This window comes from Brevundimonas sp. (genome assembly GCF_046299535.1).
GTDB lineage: Bacteria > Pseudomonadota > Alphaproteobacteria > Caulobacterales > Caulobacteraceae > Brevundimonas.
In genome coordinates this window covers 103,508-128,321 of sequence record NZ_JBKBIB010000007.1, presented here as the reverse complement: position 1 = coordinate 128,321, position 24,814 = coordinate 103,508, and the positions used below count along the sequence as shown (strand labels likewise).

General features: G+C 67.8%; 23 protein-coding genes. 11 read left to right on the top strand and 12 right to left on the bottom strand.

The features are described 5' to 3' along the window. Positions 1-43: 43 nt before the first annotated feature. Positions 44-3,151 (bottom strand): bifunctional proline dehydrogenase/L-glutamate gamma-semialdehyde dehydrogenase PutA, encoded by a 3,108-nt coding sequence (gene putA, locus ACK4FB_RS07390; RefSeq protein ID WP_409749906.1) that lies wholly within the window; start codon positions 3,149-3,151, stop codon positions 44-46. A gap of 111 nt (positions 3,152-3,262) precedes the next feature. Here putA and ACK4FB_RS07385 point away from each other — a divergent pair, with 111 nt between their 5' ends. Both ACK4FB_RS07385 and ACK4FB_RS07380 read left to right on the top strand, forming a co-directional pair. Then, positions 3,263-3,724 (top strand): Lrp/AsnC ligand binding domain-containing protein, encoded by a 462-nt coding sequence (locus tag ACK4FB_RS07385; RefSeq protein ID WP_409749903.1) that lies wholly within the window; start codon positions 3,263-3,265, stop codon positions 3,722-3,724. A 92-nt stretch (positions 3,725-3,816) separates the two neighbouring features. Further along, on the top strand, positions 3,817-4,899 hold the full coding sequence (locus ACK4FB_RS07380; protein WP_409749900.1) for a glycosyltransferase family 4 protein: 1,083 nt from the start codon (positions 3,817-3,819) through the stop codon (positions 4,897-4,899). Between the two features lie 80 nt (positions 4,900-4,979). On the opposite strand, the gene ACK4FB_RS07375 is transcribed toward ACK4FB_RS07380, so the two are convergent. The 5 genes from ACK4FB_RS07375 to ACK4FB_RS07355 form a co-directional block, all read right to left on the bottom strand. Continuing rightward, entirely contained in the window at positions 4,980-6,038 is a 1,059-nt protein-coding gene (locus tag ACK4FB_RS07375) for a substrate-binding domain-containing protein (RefSeq protein ID WP_409749897.1), read from the bottom strand. 88 nt (positions 6,039-6,126) lie between these two features. Continuing rightward, positions 6,127-6,954: a phosphonate ABC transporter, permease protein PhnE gene (phnE, locus tag ACK4FB_RS07370; RefSeq protein WP_409749894.1), complete on the bottom strand. Its 828-nt coding sequence runs from the start codon at positions 6,952-6,954 to the stop codon at positions 6,127-6,129. Next, positions 6,951-7,943 (bottom strand): phosphate/phosphite/phosphonate ABC transporter substrate-binding protein, encoded by a 993-nt coding sequence (phnD, locus tag ACK4FB_RS07365; protein ID WP_409749891.1) that lies wholly within the window; start codon positions 7,941-7,943, stop codon positions 6,951-6,953. Before phnD ends, phnE begins: the two co-directional genes overlap by 4 nt. Continuing rightward, positions 7,940-8,737, bottom strand: a complete 798-nt coding sequence (gene phnC / locus ACK4FB_RS07360; protein ID WP_409749888.1) for a phosphonate ABC transporter ATP-binding protein — start codon at positions 8,735-8,737, stop codon at positions 7,940-7,942. The genes phnD and phnC overlap by 4 nt, the downstream gene beginning before the upstream one ends. A 134-nt stretch (positions 8,738-8,871) precedes the next feature. Beyond that, positions 8,872-10,101, bottom strand: a complete 1,230-nt coding sequence (locus ACK4FB_RS07355; protein WP_409749885.1) for a DUF2254 domain-containing protein — start codon at positions 10,099-10,101, stop codon at positions 8,872-8,874. 196 nt (positions 10,102-10,297) lie between these two features. Between ACK4FB_RS07355 and ACK4FB_RS07350 the strand changes: the two genes are divergently transcribed. The 3 genes from ACK4FB_RS07350 to ACK4FB_RS07340 all read left to right on the top strand — a co-directional run bounded on the left by ACK4FB_RS07350 (position 10,298) and on the right by ACK4FB_RS07340 (position 13,022). Continuing rightward, positions 10,298-11,560, top strand: coding sequence for a type III PLP-dependent enzyme (locus ACK4FB_RS07350; protein ID WP_409749882.1), 1,263 nt, complete (start codon positions 10,298-10,300; stop codon positions 11,558-11,560). Positions 11,561-11,562: 2 nt separating this feature from the next. Further along, on the top strand, positions 11,563-11,877 hold the full coding sequence (locus ACK4FB_RS07345) for a cupin (protein WP_409749879.1): 315 nt from the start codon (positions 11,563-11,565) through the stop codon (positions 11,875-11,877). Between the two features lie 95 nt (positions 11,878-11,972). Then, a complete protein-coding gene (locus ACK4FB_RS07340; RefSeq protein WP_409749876.1) occupies positions 11,973-13,022 on the top strand; it encodes a 1,9-bis(guanidino)-5-aza-nonane synthase in 1,050 nt (349 codons plus the stop codon). A gap of 35 nt (positions 13,023-13,057) precedes the next feature. Here ACK4FB_RS07340 and ACK4FB_RS07335 read toward each other — a convergent pair whose 3' ends face one another. Next, complete coding sequence (locus ACK4FB_RS07335) at positions 13,058-14,323, bottom strand: YihY/virulence factor BrkB family protein (protein WP_409749873.1); 1,266 nt, start codon at positions 14,321-14,323, stop codon at positions 13,058-13,060. 71 nt (positions 14,324-14,394) lie between these two features. Between ACK4FB_RS07335 and prmC the strand changes: the two genes are divergently transcribed. The 3 genes from prmC (at position 14,395) to ACK4FB_RS07320 (ending at position 17,266) form a co-directional block, all read left to right on the top strand. After that, positions 14,395-15,276 (top strand): peptide chain release factor N(5)-glutamine methyltransferase, encoded by an 882-nt coding sequence (gene prmC / locus ACK4FB_RS07330; RefSeq protein ID WP_409749871.1) that lies wholly within the window; start codon positions 14,395-14,397, stop codon positions 15,274-15,276. Between the two features lie 294 nt (positions 15,277-15,570). After that, on the top strand, positions 15,571-16,461 hold the full coding sequence (locus tag ACK4FB_RS07325; RefSeq protein WP_409749868.1) for a DUF4167 domain-containing protein: 891 nt from the start codon (positions 15,571-15,573) through the stop codon (positions 16,459-16,461). A 151-nt stretch (positions 16,462-16,612) separates the two neighbouring features. Beyond that, positions 16,613-17,266: a DUF4893 domain-containing protein gene (locus tag ACK4FB_RS07320; RefSeq protein WP_409749866.1), complete on the top strand. Its 654-nt coding sequence runs from the start codon at positions 16,613-16,615 to the stop codon at positions 17,264-17,266. A gap of 25 nt (positions 17,267-17,291) precedes the next feature. Here ACK4FB_RS07320 and ACK4FB_RS07315 read toward each other — a convergent pair whose 3' ends face one another. Together ACK4FB_RS07315 and ACK4FB_RS07310 are read right to left on the bottom strand one after the other, a co-directional pair. Then, entirely contained in the window at positions 17,292-17,795 is a 504-nt protein-coding gene (locus ACK4FB_RS07315; protein WP_409749863.1) for a pyridoxamine 5'-phosphate oxidase family protein, read from the bottom strand. A gap of 60 nt (positions 17,796-17,855) precedes the next feature. Beyond that, complete coding sequence (locus ACK4FB_RS07310; RefSeq protein WP_409749860.1) at positions 17,856-18,074, bottom strand: hypothetical protein; 219 nt, start codon at positions 18,072-18,074, stop codon at positions 17,856-17,858. Between the two features lie 253 nt (positions 18,075-18,327). On the opposite strand from ACK4FB_RS07310, the gene ACK4FB_RS07305 reads away from it, so the two are divergent. From ACK4FB_RS07305 to ACK4FB_RS07295, 3 genes are all read left to right on the top strand, one after another. Continuing rightward, complete coding sequence (locus ACK4FB_RS07305) at positions 18,328-20,985, top strand: hypothetical protein (protein ID WP_409749858.1); 2,658 nt, start codon at positions 18,328-18,330, stop codon at positions 20,983-20,985. Positions 20,986-21,107: 122 nt separating this feature from the next. Next, positions 21,108-22,028 carry a sulfite exporter TauE/SafE family protein gene (locus ACK4FB_RS07300; protein ID WP_409749855.1) on the top strand — a complete coding sequence of 307 codons (921 nt, stop codon included), beginning with the start codon at positions 21,108-21,110 and terminating at the stop codon, positions 22,026-22,028. Beyond that, on the top strand, positions 22,028-22,852 hold the full coding sequence (locus tag ACK4FB_RS07295) for a TIGR02186 family protein (protein WP_409749852.1): 825 nt from the start codon (positions 22,028-22,030) through the stop codon (positions 22,850-22,852). Before ACK4FB_RS07300 ends, ACK4FB_RS07295 begins: the two co-directional genes overlap by 1 nt. Positions 22,853-23,071: 219 nt before the next feature. On the opposite strand, the gene ACK4FB_RS07290 is transcribed toward ACK4FB_RS07295, so the two are convergent. The 3 genes from ACK4FB_RS07290 to ACK4FB_RS07280 are packed head-to-tail and all read right to left on the bottom strand — an operon-like array spanning position 23,072 to position 24,762. After that, the gene (locus ACK4FB_RS07290) at positions 23,072-23,866 is read right to left on the bottom strand and encodes a sulfite exporter TauE/SafE family protein (protein WP_409749849.1); all 795 of its coding nucleotides are present in this window, start codon (positions 23,864-23,866) and stop codon (positions 23,072-23,074) included. A 2-nt stretch (positions 23,867-23,868) separates the two neighbouring features. After that, complete coding sequence (locus ACK4FB_RS07285) at positions 23,869-24,402, bottom strand: rhodanese family protein (RefSeq protein ID WP_409749846.1); 534 nt, start codon at positions 24,400-24,402, stop codon at positions 23,869-23,871. Between the two features lie 3 nt (positions 24,403-24,405). Continuing rightward, entirely contained in the window at positions 24,406-24,762 is a 357-nt protein-coding gene (locus tag ACK4FB_RS07280) for an ArsR/SmtB family transcription factor (RefSeq protein ID WP_409749843.1), read from the bottom strand. Between the last annotated feature and the right edge of the window lie 52 nt (positions 24,763-24,814).

The window sequence follows — 24,814 nt, the reverse complement described above, 5'->3', positions numbered from 1 at the left end:
CGCATTCTGCCCGCTCGCCCCCTAACGCGGAGTCAACGCCCGGTCACAGATTGAGCAGGGCCGGGTCGCCACCCTGCGCCGCGATATTGACGCTGATGGCCCTTTCCGCCGCATAGCGGATCAGGCTGTTCGGTCCGCCCGCCTTGGGTCCGGTGCCGGACAGGCCCTCGCCGCCGAAGGGCTGAACGCCCACTACCGCCCCGGTGATGGAGCGGTTCACATAGACGTTGCCTGCGGGCACGAGATCCATAACGTCGGCGGCGAAAGCGTCGATGCGGCTGTGCACGCCCAGGGTCAGGCCATAGCCGCGCGCCGCCAGTTTGCGCGCCACATCCTCCAGATTGTCGGGGTCGTAGCGGTAGATGTGCAGGATCGGGCCGAAGACTTCCTTTTCCAGGAAGTCCGGGGCGGGAATCTCGGCGATGACCGGCGCGAAAAGGTCGCCCCGCTCGGCGCCTTCGGGCAGATCGGCGCGGGCGACGATCTTCGCTTCCTTTTCCAGCCTCTGAACGTGTTTTTCCAGAATTTCGCGGGAGTCCGCATCGATCACCGGGCCGATGTCCGTGGACGGATCCGCCGGGTCGCCGACCACACGCGTCTTCAGCGCGCCGGCCAGGCGCTGGATGAAATCGTCGGCGTTGGCCTTGGGGATGAACAGTATGCGCAGGGCCGAGCAGCGCTGGCCCGCCGATCCGAAGGCCGAGGCGATCACGTCGTCGATGACCTGTTCGCGCAGCGCCGTGGTGTCCACGAACATGCCGTTGAGCCCGCCCGTTTCAGCGATGAAGGGGATGATCGGGCCCTGACGGGCGGCGATGGATCGATTGATGGCCCAGGCGGTTTCGGTGCCGCCGGTGAAGGCCACCCCGTCGATGCCCGGGTGATTGACCAGGGCCGCACCCACTGTTTCACCTCGACCGGGGACCAGCGCCAGAAGATCGGGGTCCAGACCCGCCTTGTGGAATTGGCGCACCGCTTCGCAGGCCACCAGCGGCGTCTGTTCCGCAGGCTTTGCCAGTACGGCGTTGCCGGCGGCCAGGGCGGCGGCCACCTGACCGGTGAAGATGGCCAGCGGGAAGTTCCAGGGGCTGATGCAGGCGAACACCCCACGGCCGTGCAGGACCAGACGGTTGGACTCGCCCGCCGGGCCGATCAGGTCCTCGGGGCCGCCGAATTGCTGCTCGGCCAGCATGGCGTAGTAGCGGCAGAAGTCGGCCGCCTCGCGCACCTCGGCCACGCCGTCGTCCAGGGTCTTTCCCGCCTCGCGGCACAGCAGGGCGATCAGCCGGTCCATGTCCGCCTCAAGCGCGTCGCCCATGGCGCGCAGGACCACGGCGCGGGCGCCGCCGCCGGCCCGGTCCCACGCCAGCTGCGCCTTCGCCGCCCGTTCGACGGCCTCATCCACGTCGGCGGCGCTCGCCTCCGAGACGTGGCCCAGGATACGCGATCGGTCGCAGGGGCTGGTCACGTCCCGGGGGCTTTCGCCGGCCTTCAGGGCGCCGCCGATGAAGGGGCCCGCGTTCAGCTTCTCACGGTCCAGCGCCTCCAGCGTCCGGGCGTGGACTTCGCGGTCTTCGGCCTGCGAGTAGTCGCGGCCGAGGGAATTCAGACGATTTCCGTACATGTCTCTGGGCGCCTGTAGCTTGGGGTGACGGTCGGGCTGGGCCTCGACGGCGGAGATGGGGTCAGCGGCCACGTCGCCGGCCGGGACCCGCTCGTCCAGCAGGGCGTGGACGAAGGATGAGTTGGCGCCGTTCTCCAGCAGACGGCGCACCAGATAGGGCAGCAGCTCTTCATGGCCGCCGACAGGCGCATAGGCGCGCACCACCGGTTCGGCGCCCTCGTTCCAGCTGTGGCGCGCGGCGTCATAGAGCGCCTCGCCCATGCCGTGCAGGCGCTGGAACTCGATGCGCACCTCGCGCTCCCGCGCCATGCGGTTCACAGCCGCCAGGGTGTGGGCGTTGTGGGTGGCGAACTGGGAATAGATGTGGGGCGCGGCCTCGATCATCGCCTGGGCGCAGACGAGGAAATTGAGGTCGGTGGCCGGCTTGGTGGTGAAGACGGGATAGTCCACCCGGCCCGCGATCTGGGCGCGCTTGATCTCGGTATCCCAGTAGGCGCCCTTGACCAGACGCACCATCAGGCGCCGGCCGGACCGCCGGGCAAGGTCGGCGATCAGGGCGATGACCTGGGGGGCGCGCTTCTGATAGGCCTGAACCGCGAGGCCCAGACCGGTCCAGTCGCCCAGTTCGGATTCGTGGGCCAGCCGGTCCAGCAGCTTGAGCGACAGGACGAGACGGTCGGCCTCCTCGGCGTCGATGGTGAAGTTCAGATTGTACTTCGCCCCCAGCTTCGCGAGGCGCAGCAGGCGGGGATAGAGCTCGTCCCAGACCCGGCCTTCCTGAATGGCCTCGTACCGGGGCGACAGGGCCGACAGCTTGACCGAGACGCCGTGCCCGTCCTCCGGACCCTCGCCCTTGCCGCGGGCCTTGCCCACCGCCTCGATGGCCCCGGCGTAGATGCGCTCGTAGTTCTCCGCGTCGGCGGCGGTGCGGGCGCCCTCGCCCAGCATGTCGAAGCTGCACAGCCAGTCGTGGCGGTCCGCCCGCTTCAGGGCCGCGCCGATGTTGCGGCCCAGCACGAACTGCTCGCCCATGATCTTGACCGCCGTGACCACCGCCTGGCGGATCACCGGCTCGCCGATGCGACCGGCCACCCGCGCCAGGAAGCCGGGCAGGTCACGACGGGCGTCATCGTCCACGTCCACCAGCTTGCCGGTCAGCATCAGGCCCCAGGTGGAGGCGTTGACGAACAGGCTGTCGGACTGACCCAGATGACTGGCCCAGTCGGCGGAGCTGATCTTTTCGGCGATCAGGCGATCGCGGGTGTCGTCGTCCGGGGTGCGCAGCACCGCCTCCGCCAGACACATCAGGGCCAGACCTTCCCGGGTCCCCAGGCTGTACTCCTGCAGGAATCCCTCGACGACCCCCTGCCGATTTGCGGCGGCGCGGGCGCGCTCGACCAGAGAAATGGCCTCGGCCACCACGGCGCCCCGTTCGACCGGGTCCAGCGGCATGCGCGCAAGCAGGTCGGCCACGGCCTCGCGCTCGTCGCGGAACTTCAATTGATCCAGGGCGTCCCAGTTCGTCACGCGTATCGACTCCGGCAGTGATCGCTCCCCATACGCTGGGCGGGAGGAAATATCCTCTGTATCTTACCCGCTGAGACCGAACATAATTTGGTTTGGAAGCGAGAACGCCGAATGCATGATTTGGATGCGACCGATCGCCGAATCCTGAAGACTCTTCAACTGGATGGGCGGATCACGAACGCCGAGTTGGCCAAGCGCTGTAACCTGTCGCCCGCGGCCTGTCTGGAGCGGGTCAAGCGGCTGCGCGAGCGCAAGGTGATCCTGGGCTATTCGACCCTGATCGATCCAGCGGCGGTGGGACGGGGTCTGCTGATCTTCATTGAGGTGGTTCTGGACCGCACCACCGGCGAACTGTTCGACGCTTTCGCCGCCCAGGCCAGGATGACGCCGGAGATCATGGAGTGCCACATGGTGGCTGGCGGCTTCGACTATCTGATCAAGGCGCGGCTGGCGGACATGGACGCCTATCGCGCGTTTCTGGGCGACGTCCTGGTGCATATGCCCGGGGTGCGCGAGACCCGCACCTATGCTGTGATGGAGGAGATCAAGAGCATCCCGATCCTGCCAATCTGAGACTCCCTTTCCGGACGCGGATCATGTCTCGCGTTTGTCGCGGTTAGGCGTTAATCCTGTCGCCCTTCGGAAACGGGGAGCTCTAGCTCTTAATGCGCATCGTACTGGCCACCGACGCTTGGGAACCCCAGATGAACGGCGTCGTCCGCACCCTGACCCGCACGGTCGCCGAATGCCGCGCCATGGGTCATGAGGTGGAGGTCATCGAGCCGGGTCAATTCAAGACCATCCCCTGCCCCACATATCCGGAAATCCGTCTGGCCCTGGGCGCCGAGGAGGAAATCCGGGAGCGGCTGCGCGCCTTCGAACCTGAGGCCGTGCATATCTCCACGGAGGGGCCCATCGGCATCGCCACGCGGCGCATCTGCGTGGAGTGGAAGCTGCCCTTCACCACCAGCTATCATACCAAATTCCCCGAGTACGTCTCGGCCCGGTTCCCGATCCCGGTCCAGGTGGGCTACGCCTACATGAAGTGGTTTCACAAGCCGTCCGGACGGCTGATGGTCGCCACCCCGACCCTGCGCGACGAGCTTGAAGAGCACGGGTTTCGCAACGTTTCGCCCTGGTCGCGCGGCGTGGACACCGACCTGTTCCGGCCCGACCGCGAGCCGATCTATGAAGACCTCGGCGGAAAGGACTGGCCGCGACCGTTCTGGCTCAATGTCGGCCGGGTGGCGGTGGAGAAGAACATCGAGGCTTTCCTCAAGCTGGACCTGCCGGGCACCAAGATCGTGGTCGGGGACGGCCCGGCGCGGGCCGATCTGGAGGCCCGCTATCCGCAGGCGAAATTTCTGGGCGCCCGGTTCGGCGAGGATCTGGCCCGGTGTTTCGCCGACGCGGACGTGTTCGTATTCCCCAGCTGGACCGATACCTTCGGCCTGGTGATCCTGGAGGCGATGGCCGCGGGCACCCCGGTGGCCGCCTATCCGGCCCATGGCCCCATCGACATCATCCCCGGCTCGAACGCCGGCGCGATTGACGACAATCTGAAATCCGCCTGTCTCGAAGCGTTGGAATGCGATCCAGAAGCGGTGCGCGCCTATGCCGAGAAGTTCAGCTGGCGCGCCTCCGCCGAACAGTTCGTGGAAAATCTTCAGCCCTACCCGGAGCCTCAAAAAACGCGGCTCTGGCGGCGTCTGCGCCGCCTGGCCAAGGTGCGCGGCAAGGCGGCCTGAGCGGCACCCGCGAAGGCAGACAAGAAAAACGCCGCGAACCCCAAGGCTCGCGGCGTTTGTCATTCAGGCGGCGTGTCCCGTCACTCTTCCGGGCGGGTCATGATCGTCTGGTTGGCGACAACCTCGCGCTGCGCGGCGAAGGCGTCCGGCATCAGGGGAATCAGGCCGCGATCCTGCAGATAGCCGCCGCGCCCCATGCTGTTCTCCGACACATATTCGGCCACGAATTGTTCAAGGTTCGGAATGACGCCGATGTGGGCCTTCTTGATGTAGATGAACATGGATCGGCTGATCGGGTATTCACCCGAAGCGATGGTTTCGACCGTGGGCGCCACGCCGTCGATGGAGGCGGCCTTCACCACGTCGCGGTTCTGCTCAAGGAAGGAGAAGCCGAACACCCCCAGGGCCCCGGGGGTGCGGGTGAGGGTCTGCACGATGGCGTTGTCGTTCTCGCCCGCGTCGATCCAGGCGCCGTCCTCGCGCAAGGTGTGGGCCAGGGTTTCAAAGCGCGCGCTGTCCGTAACGGACAGGGCGGCCAATTGCGGCACGGCGTCCGCGGCGTGAGCCATCCCCAGCTCAAGCCAGGAGTCGCGGGTGCCGGAGGTGGGCGGCGGGCCGTAAACCTGGATACGCTGGGCCGGCAGGCCGGAGCGGACCTGATCCCATGACGCATTGGGGTTGGCCACAAAATCGCCGCCGGCGCCCGGAACCTGGGCCGCCAGGGCGAGATAGAGGTCGCCGCCCTGGAAGGCGAAATCGGCGCCGTTGCGGGCCGTGGCGATGACGATGCCGTCATAGCCGATCATGATCTCGATAATGTCGGTGACGCCGTTGGCCACGCACTGGTCGAACTCGGACGCCTTCATGCGGCGCGAGGCGTTGGCGATGTCCGGGGTCTGCTGGCCCACGCCCGCGCAGAAGGCGGAAATGCCGCCGCCGGTGCCCAGGGACTCCACGCGCGGGGCAACGCCGCCGGTGCGCTGGGCGAAATTCTCGGCCACCCGCGTGGTGAACGGGAAAACAGTGGAAGAGCCAGCCACCCAGACGGTGTCGCGCTGAGCGCCCGCGCCGCCGCCGGCGCCGTCGCCGCAAGCGGCCAGAAGGGCGGCCGCCGCCGCTACGATCAGATAGGATCTCATACCTTCAGTCTCCGTTTCCCTGGATAAAACTCAAACTGTCCTTACCCGGAGCATGTGACATGGCGTCTGCGTGCTGATGACGGTTGGGTTACAGCAGGCGCTTGCGCATGGCCTGGGACAGCATGTCGATGAGGCTGACGGCGATGACGATGACGATGGCGATGGCCGAGACCGTCGCATAGTTGAACGACTGGATGTTCTCGAACAGCAACTGGCCGATGCCGCCGGCGCCGATCAGGCCCAGCACCGTCGCCGCCCGGCTGTTGGATTCAAACCGGTACAGGGCGAACGAGGTCCACAGGGGCGCGACCTGGGGGATCACGCCCCAGACAATCTCGTGAAGACGACCGGCGCCTGTGGCGCGCACGCCTTCCACGGGTCCGTGGTCAATGGATTCCACAGCCTCGGAAAACAGCTTGGCCAGGACCCCTGCCGTATTCAGGGCGATGGCGAGCACACCCGCCAGCGGCCCCAGACCGACGGCCACGATGAACAGGGTGCCCATGACCAGATCCGGGATGGACCGCAGAATGTCCATGACCCGGCGAATAGGCCACACCATCCAGTTGGGCGCGATATTTCGCGCCGCCGCGAGGCCGAGGGGAATGGCCAGGAACACCGCGATGAAGGTGCCCCACAGGGCGATCTGGATGGTCAGCCACATCTGGCCCACCAGCCGCGTCCAGAGGGCGGGATTGTCCCAGGGCATGGGCGGATTCAGCAACTCGCGCCCGTAAAGCCGAATGTTTTCGGTGTTGGTGAACAGCAACGGCAGACGGCTCATGTCCACCGGGCCGAAGCTGATCAGCAGGAGCAGGAGAAGGCCGCCCCAGAGCATGATGTCCAGGGCCCAGGCCCCGGCCGAGCGGGACGGGGGCTCCGGGATCGTTCCGGGCGACAGCGGTGTGGCGGTCAAGGCGTGACCTCACGACGGGCGCGCAGGTCCGACAATTGGGCCTGGGCTGCAGCCTGGGCGGCCTGGTCGCCCGAAGCGCGCGCCTCGCGCAGGGCCTGGTCGGCGCGCATCTCGCGAATGGGGTCCAGATAGCTTCCGTCGGCGGCGCGGAACTGGGAATAGTTGAGCTGGGCCAGAACCTGCCGCTGGCGTTCGGCCTCGGGGCCTTCGCCCTGGCCGTAGGTCAGGAAGAAGCTGCGGATGCGCTCCTTGAGGGCCGGGTCAAGATCCGACCGCACGACGATGCCGGATTCCGGGATCGGCGGCGATTCCCAGATCGTCTCCAGTTGCGCGATGATCTGCGGGTTGTTCCGGGTCAGGAACACCGTATTGACCGAGTTTGAGGTGGAGACGTCCAGCACGCCGGTGGCCACCGAAAAGGAGTTGGCCTGATGGTTGGCCGAGCGCACGGTGCGGAAGCAATCGCTGGGCTCGATGCCGCGAGGGCTGAACAGATAGGTCATGGGCGCAAGGGTGCCCGAGGTGGACTGTGCGTCGCCGAGACCGAACGTCAGCGACCGGTCGCAGGCCAGCACCCGGTCCAGGGTGATGCCCGAGCCGCGTCTGACGATCAGGGTGGAGGTGTAGCTGTCATTGCCTTCCACATCGACGGTGCGGGCGATGACTTCGCCTTGCGACCGGTCAATGGCCTGTAGCGCCGGCAGGGCGGAGAACCATCCCACCTGCACCTGATTGAAGCGCATGGCCTCGATCAGGGCATTGTAGTTGCTGGCGAAGAAGGGGCGCACGCGCACGCCGGTCTCGGCCTCCATGTCATTCAGCAGCGGCTCCCACAGAGGCCCCGACTCCGTCTGGCTCTCGGCCGACAGGATCGAGAAGGTGATCTCGGTGGGGACGCCGTCGGCGTCCGTGCCGCCCTGGCCGCAAGAGATGGTCAGGCCAGCCAGGGCGAGAGAGGCGACGACGGTGGCGATGCGGCGGGTGATCATGCCTGTGTCTCCCAGAACGCGTCCTCGAATTCGGGACCGTAGATGTCGATGAGGGTGGCGCGATCCAGCTGAGCCGAGGGGCCGTCGTAGACCACCTTGCCGGCCTTCAGGGCGATAACCCGCTCGCAGTAGCGGATCGCATAGTCCACCTGATGGAGAGTGACGAGCACGCCCATGCCGTCGCGACGGTTCAGTTCGACCAGCAGTTCCATGACCTTGCGGGCGGAAACCGGATCCAGCGAGGCCACCGGTTCATCGGCGAGGATGGCCTTCGCCCCCTGGACGATGGCGCGGGCGATGGCGCCGCGCTGCTGCTGGCCGCCGGACAAGGTGTTGGCGCGTTGGCCGGCATAGTCGGCGACCCCCACCCGGTGCAGGGCGGCCATGGCACTGGCCTTGTCCTCTGGCGGCCAGAGGCCGAACAGCCCCCGCCAGGCGGGCAGGCGGCCCAGCGACCCCAGCATCACGTTCGAGAACAGAGTGAGACGACCCACCAGATTGAACTGCTGGAAAATGAAGCCCAGCTTGCCGCGGGTGCGCCGCACGGACGACGCCTGTCGCCCGTTCTGCTGCACGGTTTCGCCGAAGACCATGACCTTGCCCTTGCCCCCGTCGATGGGGATCAGGCCCGTAATGGAGCGCAGCAGGGTGGACTTGCCCGAACCGGACGGGCCGATCAGGGCCACCATCTCGCCGGGCGCGACGGAAACCGTGACGCCGTCAAGCGCCTTGCGCGCGCCATAGGTCTTGGACACGTCGCGCACATCTGCGACGGCGGCGATCTGGGAGCTCATGAACGCGTCAGGGGGCTGCTGGAACGGGTGAGTTCTAAAGGGCAAGCGCCCCTTCTGCCGGGCGCGGATGACTTGTTAATGACACGCCGGGCCGCTTTGCGTCCAGTGCATCCGGATGCGGCGGATCGCGCGATCTAGTTCAGGGCGTTCGCCACCGCCGTGAAATCCTGTGCAGACGGCAAGGCGGCCTCGGCCCGCGCCAGCAGCCGCCCATCCACCCGTGCTGCGGACGGCGCCAGTTCAGGCGATGCCCGGGCGAGGGCCGCCAGGCCTTTTCGCAAACGGATGAGCACCGCCGGATCGCCTGCTCCGTGAAAGGCGATGGGCTCGAAGATATCTGTCATCAGGTCGTCCGGGTCGAGAGCAGGCGCGAGAACCCGGGCGCTTGGCTCCGGCATGTCGGCCGCCTGCCCGGCGGGCCGCGCCCAGCCGTCCAGAAGGCGCACGCCGGCGCCCACCACCTGAATGGCCGTGCCGGGATCGTTGACGCCCGGCGACAGGGCGCGGGTTGCGATCTCCGCCAGCACGATCAGTCCATAGCGGGGATCCTGGTCGAAGGAGCGACTGTGGCCGATGGTGAAGGCGGAGAGAAACCGTCGCCGCGCCTTTTTTTCGCAGCCCGGCTGGTCCAGGCGGGCCAGTATGTCGCCCCGCAGGACGAAGGCGCCGGGCATAACCGTGACCTGCACCCGGCAGTCCAGGGCCTCTGCGGTCTCGGCAAGCCTGTCCGGGTCGACGTTCTGGACATAACCCGTGTCCGGCGCCGTGATCTCGAAGCCGCCCTCCAGCGCGCCCGCCACGCCGCCCAGACGCGGGCGTCGCGCCCGGTCGGACAGGGCGTCACAGGCGCACCCCTCGACCAGGCCGATCATGTGTCCCACCCGGGCAAGATCAGACAGCCGCCCGATCCAGGCCAGCAGGCGAAAGGCCACGAGGGCCACCACGCCCAGACTGACGATGAAGATGATCGCCCGGCCCTCGGCGCCGTAATAGTTGGCGTTGATCGCCGTCACGCCGACGATGGCGTAGAGGAAGGCGCCGACGAAGGTGGCCAGCGCCTTCTGGGTTCCCTCATCTCCCGTGACCAGGACTGCGGCGCGCGGAGTCGCCGTCGAGGATACCGCCGTATAGGCCGTGACCATGGCGCCCAGCGAAAACGTTGCGACCACCAGAAGGCTGGAGGCCAGGATCGTGAGAATCTCCTCGACCGACTCTCCGCCCAGACGATCCGCCACGGCGTCGGGCACCCATGGCGCGCCCACGACGGCCAGCAACGCAACCGCCACGCCGACAAGAGCGTAGAGCGAGGCGCGGAACCACATGCGGCGCTCGAGCCGCCGCCACGCAAACAACCATCGGTCCATGAAAGGCCTCCCTTGGGGCCTGCAACGCGCCTGATCGGGCGGCGGCTCCCGACAAACACCGGAACCTGCCCGGAAATTGTCACTTTACATGACAGCCCATGAACCTTATGTCGCGCTCTCCGGCGGACCCCGTAGGTCCCTATGCTTGCGCCGCTAACGCCGGTCTGGGTTAACAATTTGCAGGGGGTTACGTGAATTGCGCACGTACCAATTTCCCCTGGACCTGGTCCGTGAGCGGTCCCCTGAGCGTCCCGTCGCCCTCGTGCGGCCGCGCTCTGTTTCCGTAGCGGCGCGCTGGTTCCAGGACAATCTGAAGGCCGATGTCTTCTATGCGGTGAAGGCGAACCCTTCGGCGTGGGTCATCCAGACCCTCATCGAGGCGGGCGTCACCGCGTTCGACGTGGCTTCCCTTTCCGAGATCGAACTGGTGCGTTCGGTCAGCGCCGACGCGCGCCTGGCCTTCATGCACCCGGTCAAGGGCCGGTCGGCCATCACCAAGGCCTATTTCGACCACGGCGTCCGCACCTTCGCGCTCGACGGCCACGATGAACTTCAGAAAATTCTCGACGCCACCGGCGGCGCGAAGGATCTGAACCTGATGGTGCGTATGGCGGTGTCGGCGGACGGCGCGGCCTATACCCTGTCGGGCAAGTTCGGCGTGGCGCCGCACGACGCGCCGTCGCTGCTGCTGGCCGTGCGCCAGGCGACGGTGGACGGCCTGATGGGCGTCTCGTTCCACGTGGGCAGCCAATGCATGCGCCCCTCGGCCTACGAGGCGGCCATGGCCCAGGTCGGCCGCGCCATCAGCCGCGCGGGCGTGTTCGTGGATATCGTCGACGTGGGCGGCGGATTTCCGTCCGTCTATCCGGGCATGGTCCCGCCGGACATGCAGGAATACGCCGACGCCATCCATCGCGGCTTCAACGAGATGCCGGTTTCGGAAACCACCGAACTGTGGTGCGAGCCGGGCCGCGCGCTGGTGGCGGAATCGTCCTCGATCCTTTGTCAGGTCGAACTGAGAAAGGGCGACGCCCTTTATCTGAACGACGGGTCCTACGGCTCGCTGTTCGACGCGACGCACTCGCGCTGGCCGTTCCCGGTCAAGCTGGTGCGTGACGGGGACAGCGCGGGTGAATTGAAGCCCTTCCGCTTCTACGGCCCCACCTGCGACTCCATCGACCACATGCCAGGGCCGTTCTACCTGCCCGCCGATGTGCGCGAGGGCGACTACATCGAGATCGGCATGCTGGGCGCCTACGGCGTGGCCATGTCCACCGGCTTCAACGGCTACGGCGTGCACGACATCGCCGCGGTCGAGGACGCCCCCATGGCCTCGCTGTACGGTCTGGCGCCGCGCTCCATCCCCACCGTGCGCACCACGGCCGAGGAGAACGCCCGCAAGATCGTACGTCTGTCACGTCCAAAGGGTAAGGCCGGTCAAAAGCGCCGGAGGAAGTAGCCTTGAAGTTCATCTCGGGATTGAACGCGTTCCAGGCTGACCGTGCATGGGGCGCTCTCGACGTTGGACAGGTCGATGCGACGACGGTTCGCCTTCACTGGACGGACCAGCCCTATCGGTGGCACGTCAACGACGGTGCGGAAGTCTTCATCGTCATGACCGGGGCGGTCGACATGCACTGGCGGAAGGACGGCGATGAAGGCGTGCAGCACCTGGAGGCAGGCGACGCCTGTTTCGCTGAGGCAGGCGACGAACACGTCGCCCACCCCGTCGGAGCAGCGCGCATTCTTGTAATCGAACGCGAGGGCAGCGAGTAAGTCGCCTGATATTGAACCAATTCGTGGGTCGGTCGCTCCGTCCTGGCCCGCGATTTTCTAGAGACGGGCGCTCAAACCAAAGGGAAACCCTTGCTATGAACGCTCCCGTTCAGTCGAACCAGAAAGCCCAACTGCTCCAGAACACCGTCGAGCACGTGGACATCACGTCCTTCGACGCCCGTCCGATCATCGATTCCATGCGCAAGATGTCGTTCTCGAGCCGCGATACGGCCCGGGCCGCCGACATCTTCAACATGGCCATCGAGGACAAGGACTGCTCGCCGTGGCTGATCCTGGCCGGCTCCACCTCGGCCGGCGGCTGCATGCATGTGTACCGCGACATGGTGAAGTTCGGCATGGTCGACGCCGTGGTCGCCACCGGCGCCTCCATCGTCGACATGGATTTCTTCGAGGCCCTGGGCTTCAAGCACTACCAGGCCGCCGGCGAGGTGGACGACAACGTGCTGCGCGAGAACTACATCGACCGCATCTACGACACCTACATCGACGAGGAAGAGCTTCAGGCCTGCGACCACACCATTCTGGAGATCGCCAACCGGCTGGAGCCACGCGGCTATTCCAGCCGTGAGTTCATCTGGGAGATGGGCAAGTGGCTGTCGGAGGGCAACGCCAAGAAGGAAGGCAGCCTGATCCAGACCGCCTATGAAGAAGGCGTGCCGATCTTCTGCCCGGCGTTCGTGGACTCCTCGGCCGGCTTCGGTCTGGTCAAGCACCAGAAGGAGCGGGCCGCCGCCCGCCAGCCCTACATGATGCTGGACGCCATCGCCGACTTCCGCGAACTGACCGACATCAAGATCGCCGCCGGCGTCACCGGCCTGTTCATGGTGGGCGGCGGGGTTCCCAAGAACTTCGCCCAGGACACCGTGGTCTGCGCCGAGATCCTCGGCGTCGAGGCCGAGATGCACAAGTACGCCGTGCAGATCACCGTGGCCGACGTGCGCGACGGGGCCTGCTCGTCCTCCACGCTCAAGGAGGCCGCCTCGTGGGGCAAGGTCCAGACCACCCACGAGCAGATGGTGTTCGCCGAAGCCACCACGGTGGTGCCGCTGATCGGCTCGGACGCCTATCACCGGGGCGCCTGGAAGAACCGCGAAAAGCGCCGTTGGCAAAAGCTGTTCGCCTGATCTGAAGAGGCCCCGGTGAAAGCCGGGGCCCTTTTCTATTCGTCCCTGTGCCGGCCCCGGCGCCTCAGGCGATCCGACAGCGCTTCGGCATGTCTCAGGGTGAAGGCCAGGGCCGCCGGATTGCCGCGCCGCGCGCCCAGGGTGTCGGCCATGATCGCGCCGCGCTCCCCCATGGGTCGAGGGGCGCCGACGGTGGTGTCCAGAGCGGTCTGATGCTCGATCTCGGCGTTCAGTTCGGCGCCCATCAGCACGATCTGGACCGTGATCCATGTCCACAGCAGAAAACCCATCATCGCCGCCAGAGGGCCATAGGTGTCCGTGCGGACGAAGTTGTTCAGGAAGAAGCTGAACAGCAGCGAGACGATCAGGCTGAGCGCCGCCGCCGTCACGGCGCCCACGGTCAGCCAGCGCCACCTTGCGGTCGCCCGGCACGGGCCGAAGCGATAGATCAGCACCAGGGCGAAGACATAGCCCGCGAACAGCAAGGGCCAGCGCAGGGGCGCCAGATGCGCCCATTCGTCCTCAAGCCCGAGCACCGCAAGAACCACAGGCACGCCGATCACCAGGGCGGCGGCCATCAGAACCGCCAGAAGCGCTGTGACAGTGAAGGCCATGCAGACCAGGTTGTACTTGATGAAATTCCGTTTCTCGGCCTCGCTGTAGGCTACGTTCAAGCCATAGAAGAGATGCTTCACCCCGTTGTTCGCCGTCCATAGCGACAGGGCCAGGGTCCAGATCAGGGTGAAGGTCAGTTGGCCGCGCGAGTTTTCGGCCAGGCGCTGCATCTGCGCGCCGATGAACTCGGCCACATTGTCCGGCAGCACGGAATACAGGAACTGCAGCCGGCCCCAGGCATCGCCGGGATCGGCGAACAGGCCATAGATGGTCACGAACGCCGCCAGCATGGGGAACAGCGACAGGATCATGAAGAAGGTCACGCCCCCGGCCACAAAACCCACCCGATCGCCCAGATAGGCGCCGCCTGTGCGCCACAGGATGTCGAACCAGCCGGCGCCGGGTATGCGCCCCGGGTGGGCGGCCAGACGCCCGCGCCCGGGTTCCCTGGCGTCATAGTCCTCGGGCGTGGGGTCCGCCGCATCCGGCTCATAGCGCCTGGTGCCCAGCTCAATCCCCAGATTGCGCGCCAGCTTGTCGCCCCGCGTATGCAGCAGGTGCGCGCTCGCAGCCCCGGCCGCCAGGCCGCCGACCCCGGCGGCGACCCATCGCCAGAGACCGCCGCCGGCGCCCGAACGGGCCAGGGCTGAAAGAAAATTGCTGTCGGGTCGAGGGAGGCGCGCCATCAGCGGGGAACGGCCAAGCCTGATCACCGTTCCCGCTTGCCCCGTCGGGCGTGTGAGGCCATCTAGCGCCCATGACCGAGACCCCCACCCTGCTGACCGCCTGGAAGGATGCGCAGGCCCGCCTGAAGGCCGCGCGAATCGACAGCCCGTCCATCGACGCGCGGCTTTTGCTGGAGGCCGCCGCCGGGGTGTCGCGCACCGACATCCTGACCGACCCCTATCGCCCTCTGGAGCCGGAAGCGCTGGCGCGGATGGAGGACTACGTGGCGCGCCGCCTGAAGCGCGAACCGGTGTCGCGCATCCTGGGCCGCAAGGGATTCTGGAAGATCATGCTGTCGGTCACCCCGGACGTGCTGTCACCCCGTCCCGACACCGAGGCGGTGCTGGACGTGTGCCTGAAGGCGTTTCCCGAAGGACGCGCCTTCGAGATGGCTGATCTGGGCGTGGGCTCCGGCGCCATCCTGCTGGCGGTGCTGGCCGAGCGCCCGGCGGCGAGGGGGTTGGGCACCGAGGTGTCCGAGGAGGCGCTGGCTGTGGCCCGTGAGAACGCCGCCAATCTGGACCTGAACACCCGCGCCGTCTTCCTGCGCACGGACTGGACCGCGGGCCTGTCCGACGGCGCGTTTGATCTCGTGGTGTCCAACCCGCCCTATATTCCAAGCAAGGACATCGAGACCCTGGACCCTGAGGTGCGAGACCACGATCCGCGTCTGGCGCTGGACGGCGGCAGGGACGGACTGGACGCGTACCGTCTTCTGGCGCCCGAGATCCGGCGCATTCTGAAGCCCGAGGGCGTTTTCGCCGTGGAGATCGGCTGGGATCAGGCGGCGGCGGTCAGGGCCCTGTTCGAGGCGGCCGGTTTCGAGGACGTGAAGGTGGTCAAGGACCTGGCCGGGCGCGACCGCGTGGTCACCAACGGACCGGATCCGCACGAGGGCACCGCTCTGAACTGACGGCTTTCACGCGAAAGCCTCTTGGAAAGCGGAGCGGCGCGCGCTAAGTCTTCTTTTGTCTCCCACCAATCCGCATCGCTTCGGGTTCGCCCGACGATAGACGACTGGAGTTCGTGACGGCTCACGGGGCTTCCCGCGCGTCGTCATGCGAAGGGCGATAAACGGTTTTCCGAGCAGCGGACGCCGGGGATCGGCCCCGGCCGGCAGGATCAGACCCATTTCCGGCGAACGTCCCACCGCCCCAAGCGGCGACACGCCCCAAGCACGGTAACGTCTATGAGAGATTTCAAGGGCATGAAGCGCCAACGCGGGCGCAACAGGAAGCCCGGCGGCAATCAGAACAACAACAGCGCCAACCCGAACCGTTCCTGGGACTCGCAAGGGCCCGAGAACATCAAGGTTCGGGGCAACGCCCAGACCGTCTATGAGCGGTACCAGCAGTTGGCGCGGGACGCGACATCGGCGGGCGACCGGGTTCTGGCGGAGAACTATCTGCAGCACGCCGAGCACTATTTCCGGGTCCTGCGGGCGCTTCAGCCCCAGCGGTCGTTCCAGGAGATCGCGCAGCGCGAACAGATCGGCCAGGGCTTCGACATCGACTTCGAGGACGAATCCGGGGCCCAGGCCGCGGCCTTCGCCGCCGCCCAGCAGGCCGCCGACCGGCAGGCACAACAGAACCAGGGCGGTCACGGCCCGGCGCAGGCTAACGGCCAGAACGGCTCCCAGGGCTCTGGCCAGAATGATCGTTCGGGTCAGAACGCCAGCCCCCACGCCGGCTCGGCTTCCGGTCAGAATGATCGCCCGGGCGACGACAATGACAGCGACGGCGCCCGGCGCGAAAGCCGGCGTGAGCGTTGGGAACGTCGGCGGGATTCGCGCCGCGGCCCCTATGAGCGCGAAGACTCCGAGGGCGGCGCCGGGCAATCCGGGGACGAACCCTCGCAGCCGACCGCCGTCGCGGATGAGTCGACCGGGGACGCTCCCGCCCCCCGCAGCCGCAGCCGGACTCGCGCCCAGAAACTCCCGGCGGAGGCCGAGGCCATGTCCGAAACGACCCTGCCCGGCTTCCTGACACGGGCGACCCCGTCATCCTCCAGCGAACAGCCGGAGGAGGCGGCGGAGGACAAGCCCGCTCCACGCCGCCGCGCGCCGCGCCGCAAGGCGGAAGCGCCCACGGACGAATAGTCCTGAGCCGCTCGCCGGTCGGTCCGCCGACCGTGAGGATTTGCGCAGAACGCCCGTGCGACAGAGCCCGCGAGGAAGCGGGCGAGGCTTGACGCCACCCGCCCCGGGCGGGTCATAAGGACGACAAAGCTTTACCGCAGGGGAATCGTCCATGCGCCTCGCCTCGGCCATCATGGCCTCCGTCATCGCCCTGGCCGCCTGCACGCCAGGCCTGCCCGCGCCGCCGCCCCCGCCCCTGCCGGGCGCGTCCGGAGGCGGCGGCGGCATCCTGCCGGACTGGCGGGCCTCCATCACCAGCCACGACCGGGACCGGCTGAACCGCGTCGATGCGGCCTGGAGCCTTGCCCTGCAGCAAGCCCGTCGCCAGGAAGGGTCGGGCGATCTGGCCTCGACGGGCCGCCTGATTGATCCGGATGCAGCTCTCAGCGACGTGGCGCCCCCGCCGGGCGACTATCGCTGCCGCACAGTCAAGCTGGGGTCCCAGGGCGGCGAGGACGGCCTGGGCTATGTGGTCTACGGCTGGTTCGCCTGCCGTATCGAAGACAGTCCCAACGGCCTGAAGTTCATCAAGCTGACAGGGTCGCAGCGCCCGGCGGGCCTGCTGTTCCCCGAAAGCGACCGGCGCATGGTGTTTCTGGGCTCCATGGCCCTGGCCAGCGAGCCGCCCGCCAACTCCTACGGACAGCGGCCGGAGCGTGACATGGTGGCCGTTCTGGAGCGCATCGAGCCCCGACGCTGGCGTCTGGTGATTCCGTGGCCCCAGTACGAATCCAATCTGGACATTCTCGATCTGGTCCCGGCCTGAGCCGGAGGCCGGGACCTTCGTTTCGTCAGAACCGGATGTCGGCGCGATCCCCCAGATCGGGCGTTTCCTTCGTCATGTTGGCCTTGGCGATCTCAAAGGCGAAGCGGACAGGACCGGCCTCGCTGATCCATATCTGGGCGTCATCAAGCCGCATGCGCACAAGCGTGAGCCGGGGGTCGTCCTTGCCATCGGGATACCAGGCGGCGACCACGGGGTTCCAGTAGCGGTCCATCCGCTCGCGATCGAAATGTTCCTCGAGCCGCCCGCCAAGACAGGCGTAGACCTCGCGGTCCTTTGAGATCAGGCAGAACATGGCGGCATGGCCGCCGGAGCCGTTCACGTCGCGCACCAGATCGGTGTCCCGGTAGGTGTAGAACCACAGCTCGCCGGTTTCACGCTCCAGAAAGGCGGTCATGGGTTGCATGTGCCGGGGCTCGCCGCCCACGACGCCAAGCATGCCCACCCGGGTGTCCTCGATCGCCTTGAACAGGCGATCCTCGGCGTCCTTGCGGCTCAGGTGGTCGGTCATGGTCAGCTCCTCTCGGGGTGTGGAGCCGAAACAACCGGAACGGATCGACGATGTTCCCGATCAGAAGCGCGGGGCCGCCGCGCTGGTGTCGAAACCGGCCAGATTGACCAGATGAATGATCAGGAAGATGCAGGCCACCACCCCGAACAACATCAGGGATCGCCAGGGCACCATGCGTGGCCCGCGCGCCAGATCCGGCGGTCGCGCGCCTCGCCACCCGCTGAGTACGGTCAGGCCGATAAAGGCGGCGAGCAGGGCGAGGGTGACGGAAAAGCTCATGACCGGCCGGGAATGATGACGTCTTGCGCCCGGCAGATGGCGCGGCCCGGCGCCGACGACAAGTGCTGCGGAAAGATTACGGCGGCCGTTAACCCTTTACCCCTCGTTAACCGCATCACCGCACGGATTGCGGCTGGCGGCGGCCCTTCCGTCCACAGGAAGTGTCGGCGCCGCTAGATGTTGGGGTTAACCATGCGTTTACACCCCGGATTTGGGCGGCTAGCGTCGTGGAAACGGGTCGGGAGACGAATCAGTGAGCGCAGCGGCGCCTTGGAGCGTCAAAGGGATTGAACCCAAGGCGCGTGAGATCGCCAAGGATCTGGCGCGCCGCTCAGGGATGACCCTGGGCGAGTGGCTCAACCAGATGATCCTGGAAGACGAGGACGACGGGGTGACGCCCCTGCCGCGCCGGCACCAAGCCGCGCCGCGGGACGACCGCCGTTCGCGTCTGCGGCGGCTGGACGACGCCTATGGTCGTGACGAGACGCTGGACCGGGTCGCCGCCTCCATCGAGGTGATCGCCGAGCGGCTTGAGGCTTCCGAGCGGCGCTCGACCACCGCCATCGCAGGCGTTGACCAGGCGGTCAGCGGGCTGGTGCATCGTCTGGACAGCGTCGACGAACAATTCAGGACGCACGGCCGGCGCATCGACGACATCGCCGAGGAACTGCGCGAGGGCCATCGTCGCCTGCGCCGTTTCGAGAACGACACCGGGCCCCAGACCGCCGAAGCCTTCAAGAAGGTGGAGAGCGCCGTCGGCGCCCTGGCGGGGCGGTTCTACGATCTGGAGGAGCGTCAGCGCGGCGGCTTCATCGAGCTGCGCGGCCGGATGGACAAGGCCGAGGATGCGGTGTCGCGCTTCTCGGGCGCAGAAATCCTGGCGCAGGTGGGCGCCCGCCTCGACGCGGCCCAGTCCCGCACCACCGACGCCCTGCGCGCGCTGGAGCAGTCCTTCGCCGGACTGGACCAGCGCATGCGCGCCGCCGAAAGCGGACCGCGACCGGAGGGCGCAGGGGAAGCCGCGCGCTTCGAGAAGCTGGCGGAATCCCTCAGCCGCCAGGTGGAGACCAACCGCGCCGAGATGATGCGGCGACTGGACGCCGCCGCCGCCGAGGGGCGCGTGGACCGGGTCGAGCGGGCGGTGCTGGCCATCGGCGAACAGGTGCAGGCCTCCGAGCGCCGCTCGGCCCAGGCCGTCGAGGCCATGGGCAAGGAAGTCCTGCGTATCGCCCAGAACCTGAACCAGCGCATGGTCAGGGCCGAGGACGACGGCGGGCGCCGCTTCCAGTCCCTGGGCGAGGACCTGTCACGCCAGGTCGAGCAGGACATGGTCAAGCTGGCCCAGGGAGTCGAGCAGCGGCTGGTGCGGTCCGAGGATCGTCACGCCCTCGCCATCGAGAAGCTGGGCGGCGAGATCACCCGCATCTCCGAACGGCTGGCCGAACGCATTTCGGATTCCGAGCGCCGCTCGGCGCAGGCGCTGGATGACATCGGCGAGAGGCTGAAGCGATCGTCCGACAAGATCGAGCAGCAATACGACCGCGCCTCGGGCGAACTGGCCGAGCGCATGCGCCAGAGCGAGGAGCGGACCGCCAGGCTGCTGGCCGAGGCCCGCGAAAGCATTGAACGCCGTGTGGGCGAACGGCCCGCTGACGACGTCGCGCCCGCGGCCGGTCCGGAGCCCGACTGGCGCGCCGCAGCCTTTCCCGACGCTTTCAGCGACGAAGACCCCCTGGCCTGGCCGGGCGAGGATCCGGGGGAGATCGAGGACAAGGCTCCCCCGACGCGGGCCGCCGCCGAGCCTTTCGCGCGCCTGCCGGAGGCTGAGGCCCCGCTCGCCGAACCTGCGGCCGTCGAAACGGCGCCGTCGCCGGTGACGATCCCCTCCGAGGCGGATGCGGAACCCCAAGGCGTGTCCGCCCAACCTGCGACCCAGCCCTTCGGCGCCTTCGGCGGCGCGGACGTCAGCGACGCCCTGGCCGTTGAAGACGACTTCGCCGGCGAGACGGAATTTGTGGGACCCGGCGCCAGCCAGCGCATCAACGCAACCCGCGACACCATCAACGCCGCACGGGCGGCCATGGCTGCCGCCGAGCCGGAGCCGGCCAGCAGCGGCTTCGGCCTGAAACGGGGCGGCAAGTCCCGGCTGCAGGAGCGCATGGATCGCCAGTCGCGGCGCGACGGCGGCACGGTCAAGAAGGCGTTCCTGGCTTCGGTGGCCGTGGCGGCCCTGGCCGGAGCCGTGTTCGGCTACACCCGCCTGACGGACGCCTCGGGCCTGGGACCGCGCACCGGCGGTGAGGAGGGGGAGACCACCCTTCTGGCCGCCGCGATGCTGCCGGACCTGGACGCGGCCGCACGGCCTGCGGAAGAGAGCGAGGCGGAAGCCCTGTACCAGCAGGCCGAGGCCCAGCTGGAAGCCGGCGACGAGACAGCGATCGAGACCCTGACCCGGGCGGCGAACCTGGGCAATGTCACGGCGCAATTCCATCTGGCTCGCCTCTACGAAGGCGGCGAGAACGGAGTGACCCAGAACGCGGCGGAAGCGCGGGTGTGGACCGAGCGCGCCGCGCAGGGCGGCGAGGTGCGGGCCATGCACAACCTTGGCCTCTATCTGTTTGACGGGCTGGGCGGTGATCGCAGCCAGGTGCAGGCCGTACGCTGGTTCCGTCAGGCGGCCGAGCGCGGCCTGACCGACAGCCAGTACAACCTGGGCCGGATTTATGAGCAGGGCGCCGACGGCGTGGCCGCCAATGCCGGCGAAGCGTACAAGTGGTACCTCATTGCGGGACGCGCGGGCGACGAGCAGGCCCAGGCCGACGCGGACCGCCTGACGGCCGAGCTGTCGCCGGGCGTGCGCCGCACCGCACGTCAGGCGGCCGACGCTTTCGAAGCCCCGCCGCTGGCCTGATGTCGGCCTGACGCGCCCTTTTTGGGGTCCGCGCTGGCGCATCATCGGCGGGGTCGGTAGACCAGCCTTTCACGCCTCCCCTTCGGAGGTTGTTTCGAGTTCCTGAGCCGAAGGCGAGCGCCTTGGACATCTACCTGCCGATCGCCGAAGTGTCGGTGAACGCTCCCCTGCTGATCCTGCTGGGCGCGGCGGTGGGCTTCATCTCGGGCCTTTTCGGCATCGGCGGCGGCTTCCTGATGGCGCCGGTCCTGATCTTCATGGGCGTGCCGCCGCCCGTGGCCGTGGCCAGCCAGGCCAGCCATGTGGTCGCCTCCTCCACCTCCGGCGTGATCAGCTACACGGCCAAGAAGGGCGTGGATTACCGCATGGGCGGGATCATGGCGCTGGGCGGGGCCATGGGGGCCATCGGCGGGGTCGAGCTGTTCCGCCTGATGCGCCTGCTCGGTCAGGCGGATCTGGTGGTGGCCCTGTCCTATCTGATCTTCCTGGGCGCCATCGGCGGGCTGATGCTGAAGGAGAGCCTGGAGGCCATCATCCGCCGCAAGAAGGGCCTGCCCGCGCCCCGGCCCCAGAACCGCCGGCCCCTGTGGCTGTACGGCCTGCCGTGGCGGATGAAGTTCCCGCGCTCGGGCCTGTACATCAGCGCCATTCCGCCGCTGGGTCTGGGCGTGTTCGCCGGGATCCTGTCGGCCATCATGGGGGTGGGCGGCGGCTTCATCCTGGTGCCGGCCATGCTGTACGTGCTGCGCATGAGGGCCAGCGTGGTGGTGGGCACCAGCCTGTTCCAGATCATCATCACCACGGCCATCACCACTGTGCTGCAGTCGGGGCGGAACCAGACCGTGGACATCGTGCTGTCGTCCCTGCTGCTGTTCGGCGGGGTGGTGGGGGCCCAGTACGGGGCGCGCATGGCGGGCCGGTTCCGGGCGGAGGAGATGCGGGCCGTGCTGGGCCTGATCGTGCTTCTGGTGGGCATCCAGATGGGGCTGGAGCTGTTCGTGCGGCCCGCCGAGATGTTCGTCCTGGCGCCGGGGGTGGACTGATGTTTCAGGACGCCGCGCCCCCGCCCGAGCCGCCCGCCGTCGTGGTCGAGGCGCCCGCCCAGAGCATGCAGACCATCACGCCGGTGACCCAGGCGCGGGTGGCCGCCGCCCTGACCGAGACCACCGTGGACATCGACACCCGCTTCGCCGGCGCCTCGATGGTGCTGTACGGGGCCGTGTTCAATCCCACCGACACCCCCGCCGACGTGGTGGTGGTGGTGCGGGGCCCTGACCAGCCCCTGCGGCTGGTCAGGAAGGTGCGCGTGGCGGGCCTGTGGCTGAACAGCCGGCCGGTGGTGTTCGAGGGCGCGCCCGGCTTCTACATGACCGCCTCGACCCGGCCGCTCAGCGACATCGCCAGCTTCAGCGTGCTGCGCCGCCTGGGCGTGGGCGTGGACCACCTGCGCATCAACGCCCCGGAGGAGGAGACCACCGTGACCCGCTTCGGGGTGCGGGACGTGGTCATCAACCGGCTGGGCGAGGACTATCTGGACTGGCGCCGGGCGGTGATCCGCCTGAAGGAGGACGCAGCCCTCTACGCCACCGACCCGGACGGGGTGCGCTTCGTGGATCAGGGCCTGTTCCGGGCCGAGGTGGAGCTGCCCGCCGAGGCGCCCACCGGGACCTATGAGGCCGAGGTCTGGCTGTTCCAGGAGGGGCAGGCCGTGTCGGTCAGCCGCATGGAGCTGACCGTGGACAAGGTGGGCGTGGAGCGGGCCATCTATGACTTCGCCCACGACCGCTCATGGCTCTACGGCATCCTCGCCGTGATCCTGGCGGCCTTCACGGGGTGGGCGGCCTCGGCCTGGTTCCGGCGGACCTGATTTCGGACTCGGGGCCCGAAAAAGACAGTACGAATTGTCCGAAATGTCCGAAATCCGCTCTCAAAACAGAGTCCGGAGAGTCCGAAATCGTCGCCCTGATTTCGGACTCCGGCGCGCGGAAAAACAGGGTCTGAATCCTATCAATGGTATCAAATGGCCCTCCGCGCGCCTGATCGAGCGACCATCATAGGGGTGCGGAAAGGGCGGGGGTGAAAGTCGTCAGATGCGCGGCGGAATCAGTCCCGAGGCGTTGGCGGCGACCCAGGCGGCGACGATCAGGATGAGACCGGCGAACAGGCGGCGACCCAGGGCGGCGCGCTCGCCGAGGCGGCGGGCGACGGGCAGGCCGATCAGGGTTCCGGCCGCGCCGCCCACGGTCAGGGCGGCCACCACCGGCCAGTTGACCAGACCCGACACGGCATAGTTGGCGGAAGTGGCCGAGCCGAACACGGCGACACTGAGCAGGGACGAGGCCTGGGCGTGGGCCAGGGTCATGCCGGTGGCGGCCATCAAGCCGGGCACGATGAGGAAGCCGCCGCCGATGCCGAAGAAGCCCGCCGCGAACCCGGCGGCCAGACCCATGGGCGCGAGCCGCAACGTCAGGGCGCGGTCCAGCCGCACAGCGGGATCGCCCTCGGACTTGGCCGGGCGCAGCATGGACAGGGCGATCAGGGCCATGGCCAGGGCGAAGAACAGCAGCAGACTTTGACCATCCACCATTTTGGCCAGGGTCGAGCCGGCGATGGAGCCGGTGATCCCGGCCACGGCGAACAGGGCGGCGCAGGGCCATTTGACCCGTCCGGCGCGGGCGTGGCCGGACAGGCCCGCCAGGGCGTTCAGCGCCACCCCCGCGGCGGAGGTGCCGATGGCGATGTGGGGATCACGGACGCCCACCACATAGATCAGCAGGGGCGCGGCCAGCACCGACCCGCCCCCGCCGAAGACGGCGAGGAACAGGCCGACCACCACCCCGCTGGCCGCGCTGAGCAGCAGGGTGGCGAGGGAGACGTCCATGGTCAGGCGACTCGCGGCCGGTTCCAGGGGGCCAGCATCAGCAGCCGGGCCATGCCGCAGAAGCCGGTGGCGCCGGCCATGAACAGGCCCGCGCCGACGAAGGCGGGCAAGGCGATCCAGCCGGGATGGACCAGCCAGGCCATGAGGGCGCCGATCACCACCAGCGAGCCGGCGATGATCTGGACCTGACGCATCAGCTCCAGCGGCGCCTTTTTGTCCACGGAGGTGGGCAGGCCGGCGTCCTTCCAGCCCTGCAGCCCGCCGTCGAGCACGAAGGCCTCGCCGTCGACGCGGGCGGCGAGACGGCCGCAGTTGCTCTGGGTGCGCATGCCCGAGCGGCACATGAAGATCACGTCCTGATCGGCCTTGATGCCGAGGTGGGCGTCCTCGAAGCCGGACAGGGGGGCGTGGGCGACGCCGGGGATGTGCTCGCGGGCGAACTCATCGGGCTCGCGGATGTCCACCAGACGGGCGCGGCCGGACCTGAGGCGGGCCTGCACATCGGCGGGGTTCAGGGGGGTGAGGGTGGCGGTCATGGGTCAGGACCCTTTCATCATTTTGGGGGGCATCATCTCGGGGGGACAGAAGATCGCCGCCAGGGTCGCAATGACCTGAAGCACGGCGGGATCGTGGATGCGGTAGAAGATGGACTGGCCCTCGCGCCGGGTGGCCACGAGGCCCTCCTCGCGCAGCAGGGCCAGGTGTTGCGACAGGGCCGACTGGGACAGGCCGGAGGCCTGGACCAGTGCGGACACGGGCAACTCCTCCTCGCCAAGACGGCACAGGATCATCAGGCGCCTTTCATTGCCCAGCGTTCTGAGCAGGCGCGACGCCTTGCCGGCGGCGGCCTGAAAGGCGGCGGGGTCGATGGCGTGGTCGATTTTCAGATCGGTCATGACGCCAATATATTCAGACTTGCTAATTTAGCAATAGCTAATATGTTAGCCA

Bases quoted from the DNA above. Each gene is read 5' to 3' on its own strand.
- ACK4FB_RS07385 (WP_409749903.1), top strand. From the start codon at position 3,263: ATGCATGATTTGGATGCGACCGATCGCCGAATCCTGAAGACTCTTCAA.
- ACK4FB_RS07380 (WP_409749900.1), top strand. From the start codon at position 3,817: ATGCGCATCGTACTGGCCACCGACGCTTGGGAACCCCAGATGAACGGC.
- ACK4FB_RS07375 (WP_409749897.1), bottom strand. From the start codon at position 6,038: ATGAGATCCTATCTGATCGTAGCGGCGGCGGCCGCCCTTCTGGCCGCT.
- phnD (WP_409749891.1), bottom strand. From the start codon at position 7,943: ATGATCACCCGCCGCATCGCCACCGTCGTCGCCTCTCTCGCCCTGGCT.
- phnC (WP_409749888.1), bottom strand. From the start codon at position 8,737: ATGAGCTCCCAGATCGCCGCCGTCGCAGATGTGCGCGACGTGTCCAAG.
- ACK4FB_RS07355 (WP_409749885.1), bottom strand. From the start codon at position 10,101: ATGGACCGATGGTTGTTTGCGTGGCGGCGGCTCGAGCGCCGCATGTGG.
- ACK4FB_RS07340 (WP_409749876.1), top strand. From the start codon at position 11,973: ATGAACGCTCCCGTTCAGTCGAACCAGAAAGCCCAACTGCTCCAGAAC.
- ACK4FB_RS07335 (WP_409749873.1), bottom strand. From the start codon at position 14,323: ATGGCGCGCCTCCCTCGACCCGACAGCAATTTTCTTTCAGCCCTGGCC.
- prmC (WP_409749871.1), top strand. From the start codon at position 14,395: ATGACCGAGACCCCCACCCTGCTGACCGCCTGGAAGGATGCGCAGGCC.
- ACK4FB_RS07325 (WP_409749868.1), top strand. From the start codon at position 15,571: ATGAAGCGCCAACGCGGGCGCAACAGGAAGCCCGGCGGCAATCAGAAC.
- ACK4FB_RS07320 (WP_409749866.1), top strand. From the start codon at position 16,613: ATGCGCCTCGCCTCGGCCATCATGGCCTCCGTCATCGCCCTGGCCGCC.
- ACK4FB_RS07315 (WP_409749863.1), bottom strand. From the start codon at position 17,795: ATGACCGACCACCTGAGCCGCAAGGACGCCGAGGATCGCCTGTTCAAG.
- ACK4FB_RS07310 (WP_409749860.1), bottom strand. From the start codon at position 18,074: ATGAGCTTTTCCGTCACCCTCGCCCTGCTCGCCGCCTTTATCGGCCTG.
- ACK4FB_RS07295 (WP_409749852.1), top strand. From the start codon at position 22,028: ATGTTTCAGGACGCCGCGCCCCCGCCCGAGCCGCCCGCCGTCGTGGTC.
- ACK4FB_RS07290 (WP_409749849.1), bottom strand. From the start codon at position 23,866: ATGGACGTCTCCCTCGCCACCCTGCTGCTCAGCGCGGCCAGCGGGGTG.
- ACK4FB_RS07285 (WP_409749846.1), bottom strand. From the start codon at position 24,402: ATGACCGCCACCCTCACCCCCCTGAACCCCGCCGATGTGCAGGCCCGC.
- ACK4FB_RS07280 (WP_409749843.1), bottom strand. From the start codon at position 24,762: ATGACCGATCTGAAAATCGACCACGCCATCGACCCCGCCGCCTTTCAG.